This is a genomic window from Gordonia polyisoprenivorans, from assembly GCF_017654315.1.
GTDB classification, from domain to species: domain Bacteria; phylum Actinomycetota; class Actinomycetes; order Mycobacteriales; family Mycobacteriaceae; genus Gordonia; species Gordonia polyisoprenivorans_A.
In genome coordinates, this window is the sequence record NZ_CP072203.1 from 5,724,217 (window position 1) to 5,742,668 (window position 18,452).

General features: G+C 68.0%; 18 protein-coding genes. 1 reads left to right on the forward strand and 17 read right to left on the reverse strand.

Annotated features, from left to right (window positions below; genetic code table 11):
- Positions 1–8 precede the first annotated feature (8 nt).
- The 14 genes from lysS to hpt form a co-directional block, all read right to left on the reverse strand.
- Positions 9–1,544 carry a lysine--tRNA ligase gene (gene lysS / locus J6U32_RS25690; RefSeq protein ID WP_208792737.1) on the reverse strand — a complete coding sequence of 512 codons (1,536 nt, stop codon included), beginning with the start codon at positions 1,542–1,544 and terminating at the stop codon, positions 9–11.
- A 98-nt stretch (positions 1,545–1,642) separates the two neighbouring features.
- Positions 1,643–2,062, reverse strand: coding sequence for a rhodanese-like domain-containing protein (locus J6U32_RS25695; RefSeq protein WP_208792738.1), 420 nt, complete (start codon positions 2,060–2,062; stop codon positions 1,643–1,645).
- 357 nt (positions 2,063–2,419) lie between these two features.
- Positions 2,420–3,220: a type III pantothenate kinase gene (locus J6U32_RS25700; protein ID WP_208792739.1), complete on the reverse strand. Its 801-nt coding sequence runs from the start codon at positions 3,218–3,220 to the stop codon at positions 2,420–2,422.
- 33 nt (positions 3,221–3,253) lie between these two features.
- The gene (gene panD / locus J6U32_RS25705) at positions 3,254–3,688 is read right to left on the reverse strand and encodes an aspartate 1-decarboxylase (RefSeq protein WP_208792740.1); all 435 of its coding nucleotides are present in this window, start codon (positions 3,686–3,688) and stop codon (positions 3,254–3,256) included.
- 73 nt (positions 3,689–3,761) lie between these two features.
- Positions 3,762–4,682, reverse strand: a complete 921-nt coding sequence (panC, locus tag J6U32_RS25710; RefSeq protein ID WP_208792741.1) for a pantoate--beta-alanine ligase — start codon at positions 4,680–4,682, stop codon at positions 3,762–3,764.
- A 13-nt stretch (positions 4,683–4,695) separates the two neighbouring features.
- The gene (locus J6U32_RS25715; RefSeq protein WP_208792742.1) at positions 4,696–5,769 is read right to left on the reverse strand and encodes a Rossmann-like and DUF2520 domain-containing protein; all 1,074 of its coding nucleotides are present in this window, start codon (positions 5,767–5,769) and stop codon (positions 4,696–4,698) included.
- Between the two features lie 191 nt (positions 5,770–5,960).
- Positions 5,961–7,220, reverse strand: coding sequence for a DUF6779 domain-containing protein (locus J6U32_RS25720; protein ID WP_208792743.1), 1,260 nt, complete (start codon positions 7,218–7,220; stop codon positions 5,961–5,963).
- Between the two features lie 124 nt (positions 7,221–7,344).
- Positions 7,345–7,887, reverse strand: a complete 543-nt coding sequence (locus J6U32_RS25725) for a DUF3180 domain-containing protein (protein WP_208792744.1) — start codon at positions 7,885–7,887, stop codon at positions 7,345–7,347.
- Positions 7,884–8,375: a 2-amino-4-hydroxy-6-hydroxymethyldihydropteridine diphosphokinase gene (gene folK / locus J6U32_RS25730; protein ID WP_208796335.1), complete on the reverse strand. Its 492-nt coding sequence runs from the start codon at positions 8,373–8,375 to the stop codon at positions 7,884–7,886. The genes J6U32_RS25725 and folK overlap by 4 nt, the downstream gene beginning before the upstream one ends.
- A gap of 74 nt (positions 8,376–8,449) precedes the next feature.
- Positions 8,450–8,821, reverse strand: coding sequence for a dihydroneopterin aldolase (folB, locus tag J6U32_RS25735; protein ID WP_208792745.1), 372 nt, complete (start codon positions 8,819–8,821; stop codon positions 8,450–8,452).
- The gene (gene folP, locus J6U32_RS25740; protein WP_208796336.1) at positions 8,821–9,684 is read right to left on the reverse strand and encodes a dihydropteroate synthase; all 864 of its coding nucleotides are present in this window, start codon (positions 9,682–9,684) and stop codon (positions 8,821–8,823) included. The genes folB and folP overlap by 1 nt, the downstream gene beginning before the upstream one ends.
- A 20-nt stretch (positions 9,685–9,704) precedes the next feature.
- Positions 9,705–10,319 carry a GTP cyclohydrolase I FolE gene (folE, locus tag J6U32_RS25745; protein ID WP_208792746.1) on the reverse strand — a complete coding sequence of 205 codons (615 nt, stop codon included), beginning with the start codon at positions 10,317–10,319 and terminating at the stop codon, positions 9,705–9,707.
- Positions 10,320–10,356: 37 nt separating this feature from the next.
- Positions 10,357–12,729, reverse strand: a complete 2,373-nt coding sequence (ftsH, locus tag J6U32_RS25750) for an ATP-dependent zinc metalloprotease FtsH (RefSeq protein ID WP_208792747.1) — start codon at positions 12,727–12,729, stop codon at positions 10,357–10,359.
- Between the two features lie 505 nt (positions 12,730–13,234).
- Complete coding sequence (hpt, locus tag J6U32_RS25755) at positions 13,235–13,804, reverse strand: hypoxanthine phosphoribosyltransferase (protein ID WP_208792748.1); 570 nt, start codon at positions 13,802–13,804, stop codon at positions 13,235–13,237.
- 350 nt (positions 13,805–14,154) lie between these two features.
- On the opposite strand from hpt, the gene J6U32_RS25760 reads away from it, so the two are divergent.
- Positions 14,155–14,901 carry a glycine zipper family protein gene (locus tag J6U32_RS25760; RefSeq protein ID WP_208792749.1) on the forward strand — a complete coding sequence of 249 codons (747 nt, stop codon included), beginning with the start codon at positions 14,155–14,157 and terminating at the stop codon, positions 14,899–14,901.
- A 35-nt stretch (positions 14,902–14,936) separates the two neighbouring features.
- Here the strand turns inward: J6U32_RS25760 and tilS are convergent, their stop codons facing one another.
- From tilS to dacB, 3 genes are read right to left on the reverse strand one after another with little or no spacing between them, the layout of a single operon-like run.
- On the reverse strand, positions 14,937–15,887 hold the full coding sequence (gene tilS / locus J6U32_RS25765; protein WP_208792750.1) for a tRNA lysidine(34) synthetase TilS: 951 nt from the start codon (positions 15,885–15,887) through the stop codon (positions 14,937–14,939).
- Positions 15,866–16,942, reverse strand: coding sequence for a zinc-dependent metalloprotease (locus J6U32_RS25770; protein ID WP_208792751.1), 1,077 nt, complete (start codon positions 16,940–16,942; stop codon positions 15,866–15,868). The genes tilS and J6U32_RS25770 overlap by 22 nt, the downstream gene beginning before the upstream one ends.
- Positions 16,933–18,360, reverse strand: a complete 1,428-nt coding sequence (dacB, locus tag J6U32_RS25775) for a D-alanyl-D-alanine carboxypeptidase/D-alanyl-D-alanine endopeptidase (RefSeq protein WP_208792752.1) — start codon at positions 18,358–18,360, stop codon at positions 16,933–16,935. Before dacB ends, J6U32_RS25770 begins: the two co-directional genes overlap by 10 nt.
- Positions 18,361–18,452 lie beyond the last annotated feature (92 nt).

Here is an 18,452-nt window from a genome sequence, read left to right on the forward strand (position 1 = left end):
CCTACTTCTCAGCTGATCGGCTTGACCAGCGGGAACAGGATCGTCTCACGGATGCCGAGACCCGTCAGCGCCATCAGGAGCCGGTCGATGCCCATGCCGGTGCCCGCGGTCGGTGGCATGCCGTACTCCATGGCGGTGAGGAACTCCTCGTCGAGGCGCATGGCCTCGTCATCGCCGGCGGCGGCCAGACGTGCCTGGTCGACGAAGCGCGCACGCTGGATGACCGGGTCGACGAGCTCGGAATAGCCGGTGGCCAGCTCGAATCCGCGGACGTAGAGGTCCCACTTCTCGACGACGCCGGGAACGCTGCGGTGCGCACGGACCAGTGGCGAGGTCTCGACCGGGAAATCGCGGATGAACACCGGCTGCGAGAGCTTCTCGCCGACCATGTGCTCCCACAACTCCTCGACGAGTTTGCCGTGCCCGTAGCCCTTGCCCTTCGGGATCTCCAGACCGACCTTTGCCGCGATGTCCAGCAGCTCGTCAACGGTGGACCCGGGGTGATCGGCGCCACCGTCGGGCACGATCTCTTGCCCGAGCGCCTCCGACAGTGAGGGATACATCTGCAACGACGTCCACTCGCCGGAGAGGTCGTAGAGCTCGCCGTCGGCCATCGTCGGCGTCAGCGTTCCCAAGGCGCCCTGCGAAACCTCTTGGACCAGTTCACGAGTCATGACCGCGGCGTCGTCGTAGGTGCCGTAGGCCTGATAGGTCTCGAGCATCGCGAACTCCGGCGAATGCGTGGAGTCGGCGCCCTCGTTGCGGAAGTTGCGGTTGATCTCGAAAACGCGCTCGATACCGCCGACGATGCAGCGCTTGAGGAACAGTTCCGGCGCGATCCGCAGGTAGAGGTCGATGTCGAAGGCGTTGGAATGGGTGACGAACGGCCGGGCCGCGGCGCCACCGTGCAGGGTTTGCAGCATCGGCGTCTCGACCTCGAGGAATCCGCGCTTGCCCAGGGCTGCACGCAGTTCGGCCATCACCGAGATCCTGGTGCGAGCGATCGAGCGCGCCTCCGGCCGCATGATGAGGTCCACGTAGCGCTGCCGCACCCGGGTCTCCTCGTTCATCTCCTTGTGCGCGACGGGCAAGGGACGCAACGACTTCGACGCCATCTCCCAGGCGTCGGCCATCACCGACAGCTCCCCGGTGCGGGAGCTGATCACCTGACCGTGGACGAAGACGATGTCGCCGAGGTCGACCTCGGCCTTCCAGCGCCCGAGCGACTCCTCGCCGACGCCGTTGAAGGAGATCATCGCCTGCAGTTGGGTGCCGTCGCCCTCCTGCAGCGTGGCGAAGCAGAGCTTGCCCTTGTTGCGAAGGAAGATGACGCGGCCGGCGACGCCGACCACCTCACCGGTCTCGGTGCCGGCCTCCAGGTCGGGGAATTGTGCACGGATCTCCGAAAGTGCATGCGTGCGCGGGATCGCCACCGGGTAGGCCTCACGGCCCTCGTCGAGAATCCGTTCCCGCTTCTCCCGCCGGATGCGCAGTTGCTCGGGGGTCTGCTCGTCGGCAATCGTCTCGTCGGGCGCGTCACTCACGTCCGTGAGCGTATTCGGTGGCGGTGGCGTCCACCAAGTTCGGCGAGCTGCCCGTTCGGTGCGCCCGCCATCAGGGCCCCGCTGTCAGTGCCCCGCTGTCAGTGCACGGAGAAGATGTCGAGCTCGGCCTGGCTGATCCGGCCGTTGATCCCGGCCCGTCGCAGGCCGCGGTGACCGCCGACCACGAAGACCGCTCCGCTCACCCCGCGCGCCTGCAGATGCCAGCTCAGCCATTCGGCTTCGTGGCCGTCGTCGGAGACGAGAATCCAGCGGGCGTCGTGGGTGGCCGAGCACAGTGCCGTCGGCGATCCGGGGGTGAGCAGATCGAGTGCCTCGGCGGCGTCGAGTGCGAGTGCCCCGATCAATGCCCCGTCGGCCTGACGCTTGCGGTGGCTGCGGATGTCGACGGGAACAGCTCCCAATGCGACAGCCTCGGCATAGTGGCTGACCTGCAGCGACAGCGGACCGTTGGGTGCGGGGGCAGAGACGGGTGCGAGAACCTGGACCGATGCGGTCATGGTGAGAAAACCTCGAGTGATCGAAAAGTGAGCGGGGAGCGCGAAGGAGGGCGGCCGCAGATGCGGACTCAGCCCTGACAACACTCCTGACAGCTCTTGATCACGTCGGACAGTTTGCCACAGTGAACGCCGGCGGTCCAGGGTCAGCGGGGTTTTGTGCACCGGGCGAGCAAAAGTCGATCTGCTTGCCTCGCGTAGGCGCTGTCGGCGCTGTGGCGGGCGCTGTCGACGGGGTGATGGGCGCTGTCGGCGCTGTGGCGGGCGCTGTCGACGGGGTGATGGGCGCTGTCGGCGCAGTGACGGGCGCCGTCGGCGCTGTGGCGGGCGCTGTCGGCGCTGTGGCGGGCGCCGTCGGCGCTATTTGCGTCGCACGGCCGCCTTGGTGCGTTCGTGCACCAGGCGCAGGCCCTCGAGGGTCAGATGGGTGTGGTGGGTGGTCAGCGTCGAGCACTCGTCGAACATCAGGGGGGCCAGATAACCGGTCGCCACGACGGTGACGTCGTCGCCGTCGAAACCGGCGACCGTGCTGCGGATGCGGTTCACCAGGCCGTCGATCTGACCGGCGAATCCGAACAGGATGCCCGACTGCAGGGCCTCGACCGTGTTCTTGCCCAGGACGCTGCGCGGCGGCATCAACTCCACCTTGCGCACGGTGACGGTGTGTTCGCTGAGCGCCTCGACACCGAGGTCGACGCCTGGTGCGATGGCGCCGCCGAGGAACTCGCCCTTGACCGACACCGCGTCGACCACGGTCGCCGTCCCGCACGCCACCACGATAGTCGGCCCGCCGTAGGTGTGATAGGCCGCAAGGCAATTCGCGACGCGGTCGGTCCCCACCTCTTTGGGATTGTCGACCAGCAGCGGAACCCCGGTGCGCACACCGGGTTCCAGGATGACGTTGTGCGGGTTGTCGAAGTACCGGCCGACCATCACCCGCACCTCGCGCAGCAGCGACGGAACCGTCGACAAGGCCGCGACGCTGGTGACCTGCTCGATGTCGGAGCCGAGGAGCCCCTGGATCAGCAACGCCAATTCGTCTGCGGTGCGTGCGGGTTCGGTGTGCAGACGCCAGTCACGGACCAACCGCGCATGAGCGCCCGTGCCGGCGAACACACCGAGATGGGTATTCGTGTTGCCGATCTCGACGGTGAGCAGCATCAGCGGGTGCCGACCGTCAGAAGGTGGCCGACGTCACGCATGCGTGGCGGCGAGGTCGTCGGCATGCCGGGGATCACGCAATCCCGATCCCTCGGGCGCGCGGGCCGGGTCGGTGCCCTGCTCGAGAACCCGGTTGTGCTCGTCGACGAAGACGACGTGCGGTGCGTACTCGGCGACCTCCCGCTCGTCGAGGATGCCGTAGGCGATGATGATCACCAGGTCGCCTGGATGGACGAGATGTGCTGCGGCCCCGTTGATCCCGATGACCCCGGTACCGCGTTCACCGGCAATCGCGTAGGTCTCGAGGCGGGCCCCGTTGGTGATGTCGACGATCGTGACCTGCTCACCCTCGAGCAGGTCGGCGGCCTCGAGCAGGTCGGCGTCGATGGTCACCGATCCGACGTAGTGCAGGTCGGCTTGGGTCACGGTGGCGCGGTGGATCTTCGAGGTCATCATGGTGCGCAGCATGTGCGGTTCCTCCGGAGTCGTGGGCAGGGGTGTCAGAGACGGGATCTCGTGTGTCAGAACGCTTGTCGACTGGTCATTCAGACCTGGCCTCGCGTTCTTCGAGGCTCAGTCCGATAGCGACGCCGACGTTGTCGATCAACCGCGCCGCGCCGAGGCGGGCCGCGACCAGCAACCGCCCGTGTCCCTTGTCCGGCGGTTCTTCCAACGAACGGCCCCGCAGGGCGAGATAGTCGAGTTCGATGTCGGGCACCGAAGACAAAACCTCCTGTGCCACAGCCAGAATGGCGTCGGCGCCCTTGGGTGCGGCGTGCGAGCCCGCGGTCAGCGCGGCCGACAGGGTGGTGGCGAGTTCCCGCTGCTCGGCGGAGAGGTAGCGGTTGCGGGAACTCATCGCGAGGCCGTCGGCCTCGCGGACGGTGGGCACGCCGACGATCTCGACGTCCATGTTCAGGTCGGCGACCATCTGGGTGATGAGCACCAGTTGTTGGTAGTCCTTCTCCCCGAAGTACGCCGCGTGCGGCGACGCGATGTGCAGAAGTTTGTTGACAACGGTGAGCATTCCGGCGAAATGCCCTGGGCGCGAGGCGCCGTCGAGGATGTCACCGGCAGGTCCGGGATGGATCATAGTGCGCCGGCCATCGGGATACATCGCCGCCTCGGTGGGGGCGAAGACCAGTTCCACCCCCAGCGGCGCCAGGAGCTCGAGGTCGGCGTCGAAGGTCCGCGGGTAGGCGTCGAGGTCCTCGCCGGCGCCGAACTGCAGCGGATTGACGAAGATCGACACGATCACGACGGTGTTGCCGCGTTCCTTGGCCGTGCGGACCAGCTCGAGGTGCCCGGCGTGCAGGGCACCCATCGTCGGCACCAGGGCGACACGGCGTCCGGTGCTGCGCAGTGCCGCGCTCACCCGGTGCAGCGCCGCCGGATCGCGGTGCACCGTCAGGGTTCCGGGGGTGAAGAGGTTCGCCTCGTCGGCGATCACATGGGCACTCATCGCTGCTCCGTATTCATCTGGGCCTCAGGGCATCGAAAACCGCCTGCGGCGCATCCGACTGGTGGGCGGCACGGCGGGCCAGTACGCGGTAGGCCTCCGCGATCGAATCGTCTTCGGTAACTGCACCGTCGGTAACTGCACCGTCGGTAACTGCACCGGCGGCATCGGCACCGGGCAGTGCCCGCAGGGCCGCGAGGTGTGCGTCGACGGCGGCGGCGTCCCCGCGCGCGACCGGGCCGGTCAACGCCGACGCACCGAGGTCGAGCACATTGTGCAGTGACGCGGTCACCAGCGGCCCGAGGATGCGTTCGGCCAGGCGCACCGGGTTCCCGTCGACGGTCGCAGTCGACTGCCCGGTGCCCGCGGGACCGGCGATCGCGTGGTTGAGAGCGGTCACCGCATCGCTGATGAGTGCGACCAGATGGTTGGCACCGTGGGCGAGCGCCGCGTGATAGAGGGTGCGGTCGGTCTCGGCCACCCGCACCGGCTCACCGCCCATCTCGATGACGAGGGCCGCGGCGATCGCGTCACCGACCTCGTCGCCCGCGGTGATCCCGAAGCACGCCCGCGTCAGCCGCGAGGTGTCGTCGGCCGTGCCGACGAAGGTCATCGCCGGGTGGATCGCGAGTCCGGTTGCACCGAGCGCGGTCAGCGGGGCGAGGATGCCGACGCCGTGCGCCCCCGCGGTGTGGGCCACCAGGGTGCGCGGACGCAACGCTCCGGTGGCGGCGATGTCGGCGATCACCGACGGCAGGACGGCATCGGGCACCGAGATGAGGAGGAGTTCGGACCGGGACACCACGTCGGCGAGGTCGAGGATCGCCGACTCCGGCAGCCGCTGCTCGACCCGGCGGCGCGACTGCGGTGAGCGTGCGACGACCGCACCGACCACGTGCCCGGCCCGTTCGAGCGCTTCTCCGAGGGCGGTGCCGACACGACCGGCGGAGACGATGCCGACGGTCAGTCGGGCGGGGGTGGGGAGGTTGCTGATCCCGGGTATCGCGGCGCTGTGGTGGGCGTGCCCGGATCCTCTCGACCCGGGTGGGTCGGCAGACGCCGCACGGGCGTCATCGTTCGACGAGGTCACCACTGTCCTCCGGGTCGTTCCAGTCCCGAGGGCTGCCGGGCGGCGTCCACAGCGGGTGTGGGGTGCCGCGACGGCCGGGTACCGGACGTTGCAGAGTCAGGGTAGGCGTTCTCGACAGCCCGGATCCATCTCGTGTGACGGGGCTCACCGCGCGGAGTCGAACAACAGGCGCGGTGTTGCGGAGAACGCGATCAGTCGCGACGACGGCGACGCCCGCCGCCCGCGGCGTCGGTGTCGCGGAGCTGCTTGAGCAGTTCCGACACCGGAAGTCCGTTGGAATGCGCGCTGTCCGCGTCGTCGGCGGGATCCTCGACGGCCACCGGCTCCGGCTGCTCCTCGGCGCGTCGTCGGCGCCCTCCGCCACCGAATGTGGTTGCCGTGCCGGCGGTTTCGTGCCGACCGGGCGACCACGCGGGAATCGGGCCGGACGCATCGGCAGCCCGGTTACCGGGAGCCTCGGCAGCCCCCGCGGGCGTGGACACCTCGGCGGGCCGATCCCATTCGTCGGTCGGGGTCTCGTCGACGAACGCCGCGGGCTCTGCGACAGCCTCCTGACCGGACTGCTCGGGACCCGGCTGATCGGGACCGGACCGCTCCGGACCGGACTGCTCCGGGGTCGCCGACGTCGCGGACTCCTGTCCGCGGTCGGCCGTCGATGTGCCGAACCGCCCCGACAGCGGGTCGTCGGTGACGATGGGGATGACCTCGGTCATCTCGTTGGGGTCGGCAGTGCGCTCCACGTGACGGCCGTCGTCGGCGGCCGGAACGGTCTCGGCGAAGTCGCGTGCGGCGACGACACCGTCGTCGCGGGCGTGAAAGTCCGCGGCGCCGAAGCCTTCCGGACGGTACTGGTCCGGCACATACCCCTGCGAGCCGTAGGCGCCACCATGTCCGCCGAAGGCCGAGTCACCGCGTCCGGAATTCCCGTACGGTGCCGCGTACTGGTTGGGGTCGAGCCCGCCGCCACCGAGGCCGGAAGCGAGTTCGCGCAGTTTCTCGTTGGGCAGCGCGACCTGGTCATCGGGAAGTGCCTCGCCGAGCAGCCGTTCGAGGCTGGCGCGCAGCGAAATCACCTGCTCCTTGAGGGAGGCGAGTTCGGCACCGGATTCGGCGGCGACCTCCTTGCGGATGGTGGTCTCCACGTCCAGTTCGTACTGACGACGCGCAGCGATCTCCCGTTCGAGCTGGAGTTCGTACACGAGCCTCAGATCACGGCTCTTGGCCTCGGCGGTCTCGGCCTGCTTGCGGAATCGGGTCACCAGGATCGCCCCGATGACCGCGGCCCACAGTGCCGCGATGACCGCGAGGCTGCCCGAGATCGACAGATTGTCGGTGAAGATCATCAGAATGCTGGCCGCCAGGGCCAGCACGATCAGCAGCCCCAGCAACCACTGGCCGACCGAGCGGCCGGCGCGCCGGGTGTCCGAGGAGCGGCCGGTGGAGGTCGTCATATCTGTGCAACTTACCCGTTGACCTGTCTTTGGGTGTACAAGCCCGGCGGAGAGTCACGAATCGTCGATGCGCTATGGCGGCGTGACCGTCACCCGTCGCGCACGCCGGTGCCGCCGAGGACTGTCAGGCCGGGCCCGGTCGCGTGTGACCGCTGCCGTTGACGGAATTGTCGTCGGGGTCGTCGGGCGCACGACAACAGTATTCGAGCCACAGCGCGGCGACCGTGAGCAGCACACCCCCGACGAGTCCGACGACCGCGGCCGGCGTGTCATGCTCGGCTGCCGTCACGCCGGTCTGATTCAGCAGGAAGACGAGCATCCCGCCCCACAACCCGGTGGCGATCGCCCCGAGAATCGCCGACGCCTTGGCCAGCGCGACCACCCGCGCCGCGGTCAGCGGGTGCAACTGCCCTCGGGCCCGGCCGACCTGCTTGCCCTCGACACGCGCGCGCACGATGAACCCGGTGACCGCCTCGATGACGGCGAGGACATAGAGCACGATGCCGGCCAACGCCGGGATCGGGGGGACGCTGGAGTAGTTGTAGCGCACCAGAATCCACGCGGTGACGCCGACGATGACGGCCACGAGGGCCAGATCGAGGGGCTTGGTCGGACCCATCCCCTGATGCTCGTCGTCGTCCTTCTTGGGGGCAGAGGGCTCGCTCATCGCACTTCGCTTCTCGCCAGCGGCCCGATCCGGCGGACCCCGTCACGCTCGTCGGCGGGCAGCGCAGCCGACAACTCGTCGACCCGCCGGGAACCGGTCTCGGTGAGGAGTTCGGCGTCGGAGTCGATCTGCAGCCACGGCAGCAGCACGAACGCCCGCTGATGAGCTCGCGGATGCGGCAGCGTGAGGTCGGGGTCGTCGGAGCGGACGGTCCCGTCGACGGTCTCGACGGTGATGACGTCGACGTCGAGGGTGCGGGGCCCCCATCGCACCTCGCGGGTGCGGTGCGCCAGCTGCTCCAACCCGGCGCCGATCCGCAGCCAGTCGTGCGGCTCGCGCTTGCCCTCCACCACCACGGTGATGTTGCAGAAATCGTCCTGCTCGACCCCGCCCCACGGTGCGGTGGCGTACACGTCGGACACGGCGACGACGCGGATATCGGGGCCGGCCGCGGCGAACCCATCGGGCACCATCCGCAATGTGGCCATCGGATCACCGACGTTGGACCCCGCGGACAGCACCGCACGGCTGTGGCCTGCCGGTAACGGGGTCCGAAGAACGGTCACTTGACCGACTTCCGTGACCGACGGGTGACCACGGCGACGTCGTCGAAGGCCAACGGGATCGGCGCCGACGGCTTGTGAACGACGATCTCGCAGGCCAGGATTCGCTCATCGTCCATCACCACATCGGCGATCTCGGCGCCGACCGTCTCGATCAGATTCCGCGCCGGGCCTGCGACGATCGAGTGGATCTGATGAGCCAGAGCACCGTAATCGACGGTGTCGGCGAGGTCGTCACTGGCCGCCGCGGCACGCAGGTCGGCCCACAATGTGGCATCGACGATGAAGAGCTGACCGTCGACGCGTTCATGCTCGAAGACACCGTGATTGCCACGGACCCGCAGGCCCTTCAGCTCGATCCGATCGGCCATCAGCGCTCCCCTGCCTGTACGTGGGCGTGTACCCGCCCGCATTGACCTGCTCGCCAGGCCGCGGCCACGAGCACGGCATCACGGCTCGCCGCGACATCGTGGACCCGCACCCCCCACGCCCCACCGGCGGCGGCCAGGGTCGACACCGCTGCGGTCGCGACATCCCGACCGGCAGGTGGACGGTCGGCGCCGCCGACAGCCAACAACGTGCCCAGAAATCGTTTACGGGAGGCGCCGATGAGGATCGGGAAGCCCAGACCGACGAACGTCGGCAACGCGTGCAGCAGCGCCCAATTGTGATCGGCGGTCTTGGCGAACCCCAGACCCGGGTCGAGGATGATGCGGTCCGGATCGACGCCCGCACTGACGGCGGCATCGACCTGACCGAGCAATTCGCGGCTGACCTCGGCGACCACATCGTGATAGCCACCCACGTCATCGACCCGGTGGGTGAAGCGACGTCCGGCGTCGGAATCGTCCCCGGCCGGACGCCAGTGCATGAGAATCCACGGCAGTCCGGCATCAGCCATCACACGGGCCATGTCGGCGTCGGCACGGCCACCGGAGACGTCGTTGACGATGCGCGCACCGGCCTCGATCGCAGCCGCGGCGACCGAGGCGCGCATCGTGTCGACCGAAACCGTCGCCCCGAGATCGGTCAGCGCGGAGATCACCGGCGCGACCCGTGCCGTCTCGATCTCCGGATCGACGCGAACAGCGCCGGGCCGGGTGGACTCACCGCCCACATCGATGAGATCGGCACCGTCATCGAGCAGTTGCTGCCCGTGCGCGAGCGCGGCGTCGAGATCCAGGTAACGGCCACCGTCGGAAAACGAATCGGCGGTGACGTTGATGATGCCCATCACCTGGGTCGGCGCGGAACTCACCGGGTGATGAGGTCGAGCGCTTCGCCCCGCGAGACCGCACTGGTCTTGAACAGGCCACGAACCGCCGACGTGGTGGTCCGCGCCCCCGGCTTACGGATGCCGCGCATGGCCATGCAGAGGTGCTCGGCCTCGATCACGACGATCACACCGCGCGGATTGAGCCGTCGCACAAGGGCATCGGCGACCTGACTGGTGAGACGTTCCTGAACCTGCGGACGCTTGGCATACAGGTCGACCAATCGCGCCAACTTGGACAGGCCGGTGACCTGACCGCTGACACCCGGGATGTAACCGACGTGCGCCACCCCGTGAAAGGACACCAGGTGATGCTCGCACGTCGAATACAGCGGGATGTCCTTGACCAGCACCAGCTCGTCATGGTCCTCGTCGAACGTCGTCGCGAGCACCTCCGACGGATCGGTGTAGAGCCCGGCAAACATCTCCCGATAGGCGTTCGCCACACGGGTCGGGGTGCGCCGCAACCCTTCCCGATCAGGATCCTCGCCGATCGCGAGAAGCAATTCGCGCACCGCGGCCTCGGCCCGAGCCTGATCGAACTCCCGCACCGGCTCCGCAGCCGATTCCGGACCCCGCTGGTCGAGTGTCGTCACTTCCGTCCCCTTCGATCGCCTCGAGTCGTCACCGGACTCAGGTGCCGGTACCGTTCACATCTTTGCCGGTCTCGCCCGGCGTCCCGGAATGCCCGTTCGTTCCCGAGCCATTCCCGTTGCCCCCGTAGCCGTTTGCGCCATTGGGCTCGGTGCCGCCGTTGACCCCGGGGCCCTGCTCGCGCGGCGGCCAACCCGGCGCCGACCAATCACGCGGGGCGCCATAATCCGGCCACGTACCGGCCTGATGACCCGGCTGCGGCTGCCCCTGCGGCGGGTACGGGGGCGGATACGACTGCGGTGGATAGGACTGGGGCGGATAGGACTGCGGCGGATACGGATTCTGCTGCGGCGGGAACTGCCCCGGATGCGGATATCCGGGCGCGGCCTGCGGCGGATACGCCGGCGCACCGGGCTGCCCTCCGGGAGGACCGCCCGCACCGACCGGCTCGGGAACCTTCACCGGCTCCGGCGGCGGCCAGGGCTCACCACGCTCGATCGCAAGCTCACCCGGCGTCTTCACCGGCGGCTTGTCACTCGGCGTGCGCTCACCGAAATCGTTGAAAGTGGTGATCCGCGGCCGCTTCTCGACCTGCGAGAAAATCTTCTCCAGATCCTTGCGGGTCAGCGTCTCCTTCTCCAGCAACTCACTGGCGAGCACATCGAGGGTGTCGCGGTACTCCGAGAGGATGGCCCACGCCTCGGTGTGCGCGGCCTCGATCAGCCGGCGCACCTCCTCGTCGATCTCGCCGGCCACCCCGGCCGAATAATCGGTCTGGTTGCCCATCGAACGACCGAGGAACGGGTCGCCCTGCTCCTGGCCGTACCGGACCGCACCGAGCTTGGCGCTCATCCCGTACTCGGTGACCATCGCGCGCGCGATCTTCGTCGCCTGATCGATGTCGGACGACGCGCCCGTCGTCGGCTCGTGGAACACCAACTCCTCGGCGGCACGACCACCCATCGCCATCACCAGCCGGGCGATCATCTCCGAGCGGGTCATGATGTCCTTGTCCTGCTCGGGAACGGCCAGCGCATGACCGCCGGTACGCCCACGGGCCAAGATGGTCACCTTGTAGATCGGGTCGAGATCGGGCATCGCCCACGCGGCCAGCGTGTGCCCACCCTCGTGATAGGCGACGACCTTCTTCTCGTGCTCACTGATGATGCGGCTCTTGCGTCGCGGCCCACCGATCACACGGTCGACGGCCTCCTCGAGCATCTCCGCGGTGATCGTGTGCTTGTTCTCGCGTGCGGCCAGCAACGCCGCCTCATTGACGACGTTGGCCAGATCGGCACCCGACATACCTGGGGTCCGCTTCGCCAGACCATCGAGATCGGCGTCGGAATCGATCGGCTTGCCCTTGGCGTGCACACGCAGGATCGCGCGACGCCCCGCCATGTCGGGATTGCCGACCGGGATCTGCCGGTCGAACCGACCCGGACGCAGCAACGCCGGATCGAGGATGTCGGGACGGTTGGTGGCCGCGATCAGGATGATGCCCTGCCGGTCACCGAAGCCATCCATCTCGACGAGCAGCTGGTTGAGCGTCTGCTCGCGCTCGTCGTGACCACCGCCGAGACCCGCACCACGCTGACGTCCGACCGCATCGATCTCGTCGACGAAAATGATGCACGGACTGTTGTTCTTGGCCTGCTCGAACAGATCGCGCACACGAGAGGCACCGACACCGACGAACATCTCGACGAAATCCGAACCCGAGATCGTGAAGAACGGCACCCCGGCCTCACCGGCGACCGCCCGCGCCAGCAACGTCTTACCGGTACCCGGCGGGCCGTAGAGCAACACGCCCTTCGGGATCTTCGCGCCGAGCGCCTGATAACGCGTCGGATTCTGCAGGAAGTCCTTGATCTCGTAGAGCTCCTCGACGGCCTCATCCGCGCCGGCGACATCGGAGAACGTGGTCTTCGGCATGTCCTTCGTCAGCTGCTTGGCACGCGACTTACCGAAGCCCATCACGCCGCCGCGACCACCACCCTGCATGCGGCTCATCACGAAGAAGAACAAACCGAACAGCAACAACATCGGCAGCAGGAAGATCATGATCTGCCAGAACACCGACTGCTCGTTGACATTCGTCTGATACGGCGCACCGGTCGCCTTGACATCGTTGAAGATCTCCTCGCTCGCCGCAGAGGGATACTTCGTCGAGATCTTGGTCGACTCGTCGTCGCCGACCTTGACCGGCGTATTGGTCTCGATACGCAGCTGCTGCTCACGATCGTCGATCTGAATCGACTTGGTGTTCTTCGTGTTGAGCTGCGTCAACGCGACCGAGGTGTCGACGGCCGTGTAGTCGCGATCATTGTCGCGCCACACGCTCCAGCCCCAAAAGGCGAGCACGATGACCGCCACGATGGCGAGATTGCGGAAGACTGTCTTGCGGTTCATGCCAGTGAGGGTTTGGTCGGCGGTGGTGACACCCGACCGGTCCCGTTGGTCCTTCCCATCGATTCGTGACCACAACAAGCCGAGTTGACGCGGACAAAACGTGCAGACGCACGCCGAGCATCGACCGTGATCGTTGTGATAAGGCTACCGGTCAACGATCGCGCAGGTAAAACCGTTCCCGGTTTGTTGGCGCCGCCTCCGGCGTCGCAGGTGCGTGCGCCTCTCGGCACCACTCTTCGTCGTCTCCGGCATTGTCGCTGCGCTCCTCGCCGGCTCCTCCTCATCGCGGCGCGGCGCACGCTGTTCTTGGCGCCGCCTCCGGCGTCGCGGGTGCGTGCGCCCCTCGGCACCGCTCTTCGTCGTCTCCGGCATTGTCGCTGCGCTCCTCGCCGGCTCCTCCTCATCGCGGCGCGGCGCACGCACGTTGTGGGGGGGGCTTTGTCGCTGCGCTCCTCGCCGGGCCGCCACCATGGGCAACCGTTACCCGTCGCCGCTAGGGGATCGCTCAGCCTTGGTAGACGCTCGGGCGCAGCCGACCGATGAACGGCAGGTCGCGATAACGCTCGGCGTAGTCGAGGCCGTACCCGACGACGAATTCGTTGGGGATGTCGAAGCCGACCTCGGCGACGTCAACCGGCGAGCGAACCGCCTCGGGCTTGCGGAGCAGCGTGCACACCTCCAACGACTTCGGCGAGCGGGTCGCCAGACTCTTCATCAGCCACGACAAGGTGAGGCCGGAGTCGATGATGTCCTCGACGATCAGGACGTCCCGACCGGCGATGTCGCGGTCGAGGTCCTTGAGAATGCGGACCACACCCGACGACGAGGTCGCCGACCCATAGCTCGACACCGCCATGAACTCCATCTGCGACGGGATGGGCAACGCCCGCGCGAAGTCGGTCATGAACATGATCGCGCCCTTGAGCACACCGATGAGGACGAGATCGTCCTCGATGTCGGCGTAGCGCGAAGCCACCGACTCGGCCAGCTCGGCGGTGCGCTGTTTGATCTGTTCCTCGGTGATCAGCACCGCTTCGATGTCGTCGCCGTAATGGTGTTCGATCTCGTTCGCCACGGCCTCTAGCTTGTCATGCCCGGCAGCCGGAGTGGATCCGACGTCGGTGAGCGCCGTCCAACGCCGATGAAGAATGGTGCGGGCGTGCATTTTGTCCGTCATTCGATGACAAAACATCACAACTCGATAACGCGACGCCACAGCGGTCACAACTCACGCGTTTTTTTGGACTTCTGACGCATTCAAGTTGAACAATCTTCACAGCAGTAAGAAAACCCTGTGCACCGAAAACCCGGACTCGCCTCGGCATCGTCCGGATTTCATACTTCCGCCCGGACGATGACGTCCACGGGTGCCACCTCGGCATTCCTCGTCGCCCGGATCGGACCGACCCGCCGAATGGATACCCCATGCACACCTCATCGCCGTCACCCACCGACCGCAGGAGCCCCGGCGGCAGATCTCGGCACCGCGGGATCATCCTGATGGTCGCCATTTCTCTTGCACTGGTGTTGATTTCGCGCGGAACTCCGGCCAATGCAGCCCCATCGACCCCCGTGGGCTACACGCTGTCGAGTACCAGCACCTCGCTGACCCTGACGTTGCAGCACGGCACATTCCATCGCGGCCAGAACACCCTGGCAATCGTCGACAATGCCGGTTCGGAGGTTTTCCAAATGCCATTGAGCTACCGCCTCGAGGACCGGGAGTACCCGATTGCGGCGCAGATCTCCGGCAATTCGGTGACACTCACTCCGTCACGCCGCGTGGCCGATTCACGATCAATCGATCCACAATTGGTGGAACCCGTTCGCGCCGCCGCCGGAAAGCAACTCGTCGACGCCCCCACGACCCGACAAGAACGCGACAATCAGGCATTGGCGCAATTCATGCAAATCCTCGGCGCAGGCACCACGGTCGGGACGCTGATCGGCACCATCATCGGCGCGATCGTCGGCGGCGTCATCGGTTGCGCGATCGGACTGGCCGCCGCGGTCATCGGCTGCCTGGTGGCCGTCGTCCCCGCAGCGGGTCTCGGCGGTGTCGCGGGCACGATCGTCGGCGGTGGCGGCACCCTCGTCGTCGCGGGAATCCAGTACCTGCAGACCATCAACTCCCCGTTCGTCCCACCCCGGACCAGCCCACCCCAGAAGTGAGCCGGTCCAACCCCGCACGCCCGGGTCCGGCGACGTCAGCGCGGTGAGTCCCGCACCGTGAGCACGTCGCCGACCCGGGCGACCTCACGTCGGGACCCGCCATCGCCGCCGACGGCAACGCCGCCCTGACCGTGCCAGTCGACGACCAACGCGTCCACGGCACCGATCACCCGGCTCGTCGGCTCGGTGGCCCCGACGTCGAGCAGCCACCGCCGGATCACCCGCGTGCGCAACGCCGTGGCGAGATCGCGTACCGGCGCGATCGCCAGGCCCTCGGCCGTGCGGGCGACACGGTGATGTTCCTCGGCGAGCGCGTCGAGCGCGTCGGTGTCGGCGCGTAACGCATCGGCCGTGCGGCACAACGCCTCCACGACACCGCCGTGCAGGACGTCGTCGAGCAGCGGCAGAACCTCCGAACGCAGACGCACCCGGGTGAACCGGGGATCACGGTTGTGCGCGTCGGCATGCGGAGCCAACCCGAGTTCGGTGCAGGCACCGACGGTCTGCGCACGCCGGATACCCAGGAATGGCCGCCCCCATGGCGCCGACCACGCCCGCATCCCGGCGATCGAGCGGGCACCCGAGCCACGTGCCAGTCCGAGCAGAACGGTCTCGGCCTGATCGTCGGCGGTGTGGCCGAGCAGCACCGGGCATCCGTCCCGGGCTTCCTCGAGCGCGTCGTAGCGGGCGGCCCGGGCCGCCGCCTCCATCCCGCCCGCGGTACCGACGCTCACCTCGATCACCTGCGCGCGGGCACCGAGCCCGCGCGCCGCCTCGGCCGCGGCGTCGGCGACGTGCGCCGAACCGCGCTGGAGCCGGTGGTCGACGACGAGCGCACGGACCTTGAACCCGGCGCGCACGGCGGCCGCGGTCAGCGCCAGCGAATCCGGGCCGCCGGAGAGTCCTACGCAGACCTGCCGGTGTCCGTCGAGGTGGTCGGCGGCGAATCGCTCGACCGCCCGGGTCAGAGCACCCGCGCTATCCATTTCGCCGGTTCGTCGATCTCGGCGGGCAGCGGCATCGTCTCCGGCGAGGTCCAGATCGCGTTGAAACGCTCCATACCCACCGTCGAGACCACCTCGTCGACGAAGGCCTTACCCCGAATGTATTGGGCCAGTTTGGCATCCATACCGATGAGGGCACGGATGATGCGTTGCACCGGATTTCTCGGTCCGGTGCGCCGCTTGTCGAAGGCCGCACGGATCGACGCCACGGTGGGCACCTGCGCGGGCCCGACGGCATCCATCACGTGATCGGCGTGACCCTCGAGCAGGGTGCCGAGCATCAGCATCCGATTGAAGGCGTCGTACTGTTCGGGCGTCTGCAACAACTGCATCGCACCGATCACGCCCTTCTCCCGCGGCTTGCCGCCCTTGAGTGCGCCGGTGATGCGTTCGACGACGTCGGAGATCGACTCGCCGGCGTCGGAGGTGAGGACCTCGATGTTGTCGAGCATGTACTGCCGCAGCCACGGGTTGGCCGAGAACTGCACCCGGTGGGTCACCTCGTGCAGGCACACCCAGAGCCGGAAGTCCGACGGCACCACCTTCAGGGTCCGCTCGACGCCGACGATGTTGGGTAGCACCAGCATCAACACACCCGGGTCGTCGGCGGTCCCCGACGCCGACTCCTTCGGCGGCGAGAATGGGTCGTACTGTCCGAGGATCGCGGTGGAGAGGAAGGCCAGCAGACCCGAGGCCTGCAGTCCGCCGATGCGCCCGCTCAGCCCGGGCGAGGCGTCGGCGTCACCGGGCCCCGAGAGCATCGATCGCATCGATTGTCCTGCGGCGTCGATCCATTCGTCGCGTTCGAGCACGCGGGCCGCGGGCACGGCGAGCCCGTCGGCCAGACCGGTGACCTCGCGAACCGGTGCCTCGGCGCGCACCGCGGCGTCGGCGAGCTCGACTCGGGCGGCCATCCGCGTGTAGTCGGTCATCTTCGGTCCGGGGCGCGAGAGCTTCTTGCCCACCGTCGACGCGAGATCCCAATCGATCCTGGCGCCCACCGACTCCAGATCGTGTTCTGCGTGATCTATCGACATCCGCACTCCCTCAGGTCGCCGGGGATGGCGTCGAGTGCCGGGCGGGCGTCGGCCGGGGAGGTTCCCCCCGACATCAACGCGAACGACAACACCCGCCCATCGACGGTTTGCACTATGCCGGTCAACGAACTGACGCCGGTCAGAGTTCCGGTCTTGGCTCGCACCCAGCCCGCTCCCGGGTTATCCGGTTCGTCGAAGCGATCGGCGAGGGTCCCGGTGCCACCGGCGATCGGCAGACCCTCGAGGATCGGACGCAGTTTCGCGTTACGGGCACCGTTGGGGCTGTTCGAATCATCGGGACCACTGATGGCGCCCATCAGGGTGTCGAGGAACGCGGCCGGGATCTTGTTCTGATACGACAGCCCCGACGAATCGTGCAGCGTCACCCCGGAGGTGTCGAAACCGTTGTCCCGCAAAGTTTTCACCACCGCTGCGGCACCGCCGGACAGGGTGGCCGGACCCCCCTGGGACACCGACAACTCGATGGACAGCGCCTCGGCCATCACGTTGTCGGAGAAGCGGTTCATGTCGTCGACGCGGGTGAGCAGCGGGGCCGAGGACACCTTCGCGAGGGTCTGCGCACCCGCCGGCGCGGTCGTCTCGGTGACGTCGGTCGACACCCCGAGGGCCGTGGCGAGCGCCTTGCCGGCGGTGATGGCCGGATCGGCGACGCGCGGCGAGTACTCGTCGAGCGGACGCGCGGTGCGACCGCCGTCGACCATGAGTGGCTGGATCGGGGTGATGTCGCCGCCGGCGATGTCGGCGCGATCCCACGTCGGGTCCATCGACGGTCCGGTGAACGCGCTGACATCGACGGCCACCGACCGCACGTCGATCCCGGCGTTCTTGATCTGGTCGGCGAGCTGCGAGATCCGGGCGGGATTGGTGTAGAAGGTGTCGGTGCCGGGCGGCTGGGCGCTGAGCGTCGGGTCGCCTGCGCCCTTGAGGATGATCTGCCCGTCGGGCCCGGCAAGCACGGTGGTGGTGATGCGCTGATCGTGGGGCAGCGCGAGCAGGACCGCCGCCGCGGTGAGGATCTTCGCGTTCGACGCCGGGGTGCGCGGCTCATCGGCGCCCTGCGACCACAGCACGGTTCCGGTCAGCGCGTCACTGATCTGGCCGGTGAGGGTGCCCAGTGCGGGCGCCTTGAGCGACGCGGCGATGGCTCGCCGGACGCCGGCCGCGGTCGGTTCGGTCGCGGTCGCCGACACCGGGTCGATGGCGGGTGTGAAGGCGATCGGGGCCGGCCGGCCGGGGGTGCCCGGCGGAAGCGGGTCGGGCTTGGTCAGCTGCAGGTAGGTGAACACCCCGCCGACCGCGATGACCGCGACCAGAACGACCGAGAGCAACGACCAGATGAGGCGCCGACGACGCGTCCGCGGCCGGTTCACCGCAGCGCTTCCGTGATGTGCACCCACACAACCTCCGGGTCTCGACGTTCCTTCGTGTGGCCCTAACAGTATCGTTGAGGCGATTCGCGCCGCCGACTCGCACGATGAGCCGATACCTG

Excerpts from the sequence above, each read along its gene's own strand:
- J6U32_RS25695 (WP_208792738.1), bottom strand. The coding sequence starts at position 2,062 with ATGACCGCATCGGTCCAGGTTCTCGCACCCGTCTCTGCCCCCGCACCC.
- J6U32_RS25700 (WP_208792739.1), bottom strand. The coding sequence starts at position 3,220 with ATGCTGCTCACCGTCGAGATCGGCAACACGAATACCCATCTCGGTGTG.
- panD (WP_208792740.1), bottom strand. The coding sequence starts at position 3,688 with ATGCTGCGCACCATGATGACCTCGAAGATCCACCGCGCCACCGTGACC.
- panC (WP_208792741.1), bottom strand. The coding sequence starts at position 4,682 with ATGAGTGCCCATGTGATCGCCGACGAGGCGAACCTCTTCACCCCCGGA.
- J6U32_RS25720 (WP_208792743.1), bottom strand. The coding sequence starts at position 7,220 with ATGACGACCTCCACCGGCCGCTCCTCGGACACCCGGCGCGCCGGCCGC.
- J6U32_RS25725 (WP_208792744.1), bottom strand. The coding sequence starts at position 7,887 with ATGAGCGAGCCCTCTGCCCCCAAGAAGGACGACGACGAGCATCAGGGG.
- folK (WP_208796335.1), bottom strand. The coding sequence starts at position 8,375 with ATGGCCACATTGCGGATGGTGCCCGATGGGTTCGCCGCGGCCGGCCCC.
- folB (WP_208792745.1), bottom strand. The coding sequence starts at position 8,821 with ATGGCCGATCGGATCGAGCTGAAGGGCCTGCGGGTCCGTGGCAATCAC.
- folP (WP_208796336.1), bottom strand. The coding sequence starts at position 9,684 with ATGGGCATCATCAACGTCACCGCCGATTCGTTTTCCGACGGTGGCCGT.
- ftsH (WP_208792747.1), bottom strand. The coding sequence starts at position 12,729 with ATGAACCGCAAGACAGTCTTCCGCAATCTCGCCATCGTGGCGGTCATC.
- J6U32_RS25760 (WP_208792749.1), top strand. The coding sequence starts at position 14,155 with ATGCACACCTCATCGCCGTCACCCACCGACCGCAGGAGCCCCGGCGGC.
- tilS (WP_208792750.1), bottom strand. The coding sequence starts at position 15,887 with ATGGATAGCGCGGGTGCTCTGACCCGGGCGGTCGAGCGATTCGCCGCC.
- J6U32_RS25770 (WP_208792751.1), bottom strand. The coding sequence starts at position 16,942 with ATGTCGATAGATCACGCAGAACACGATCTGGAGTCGGTGGGCGCCAGG.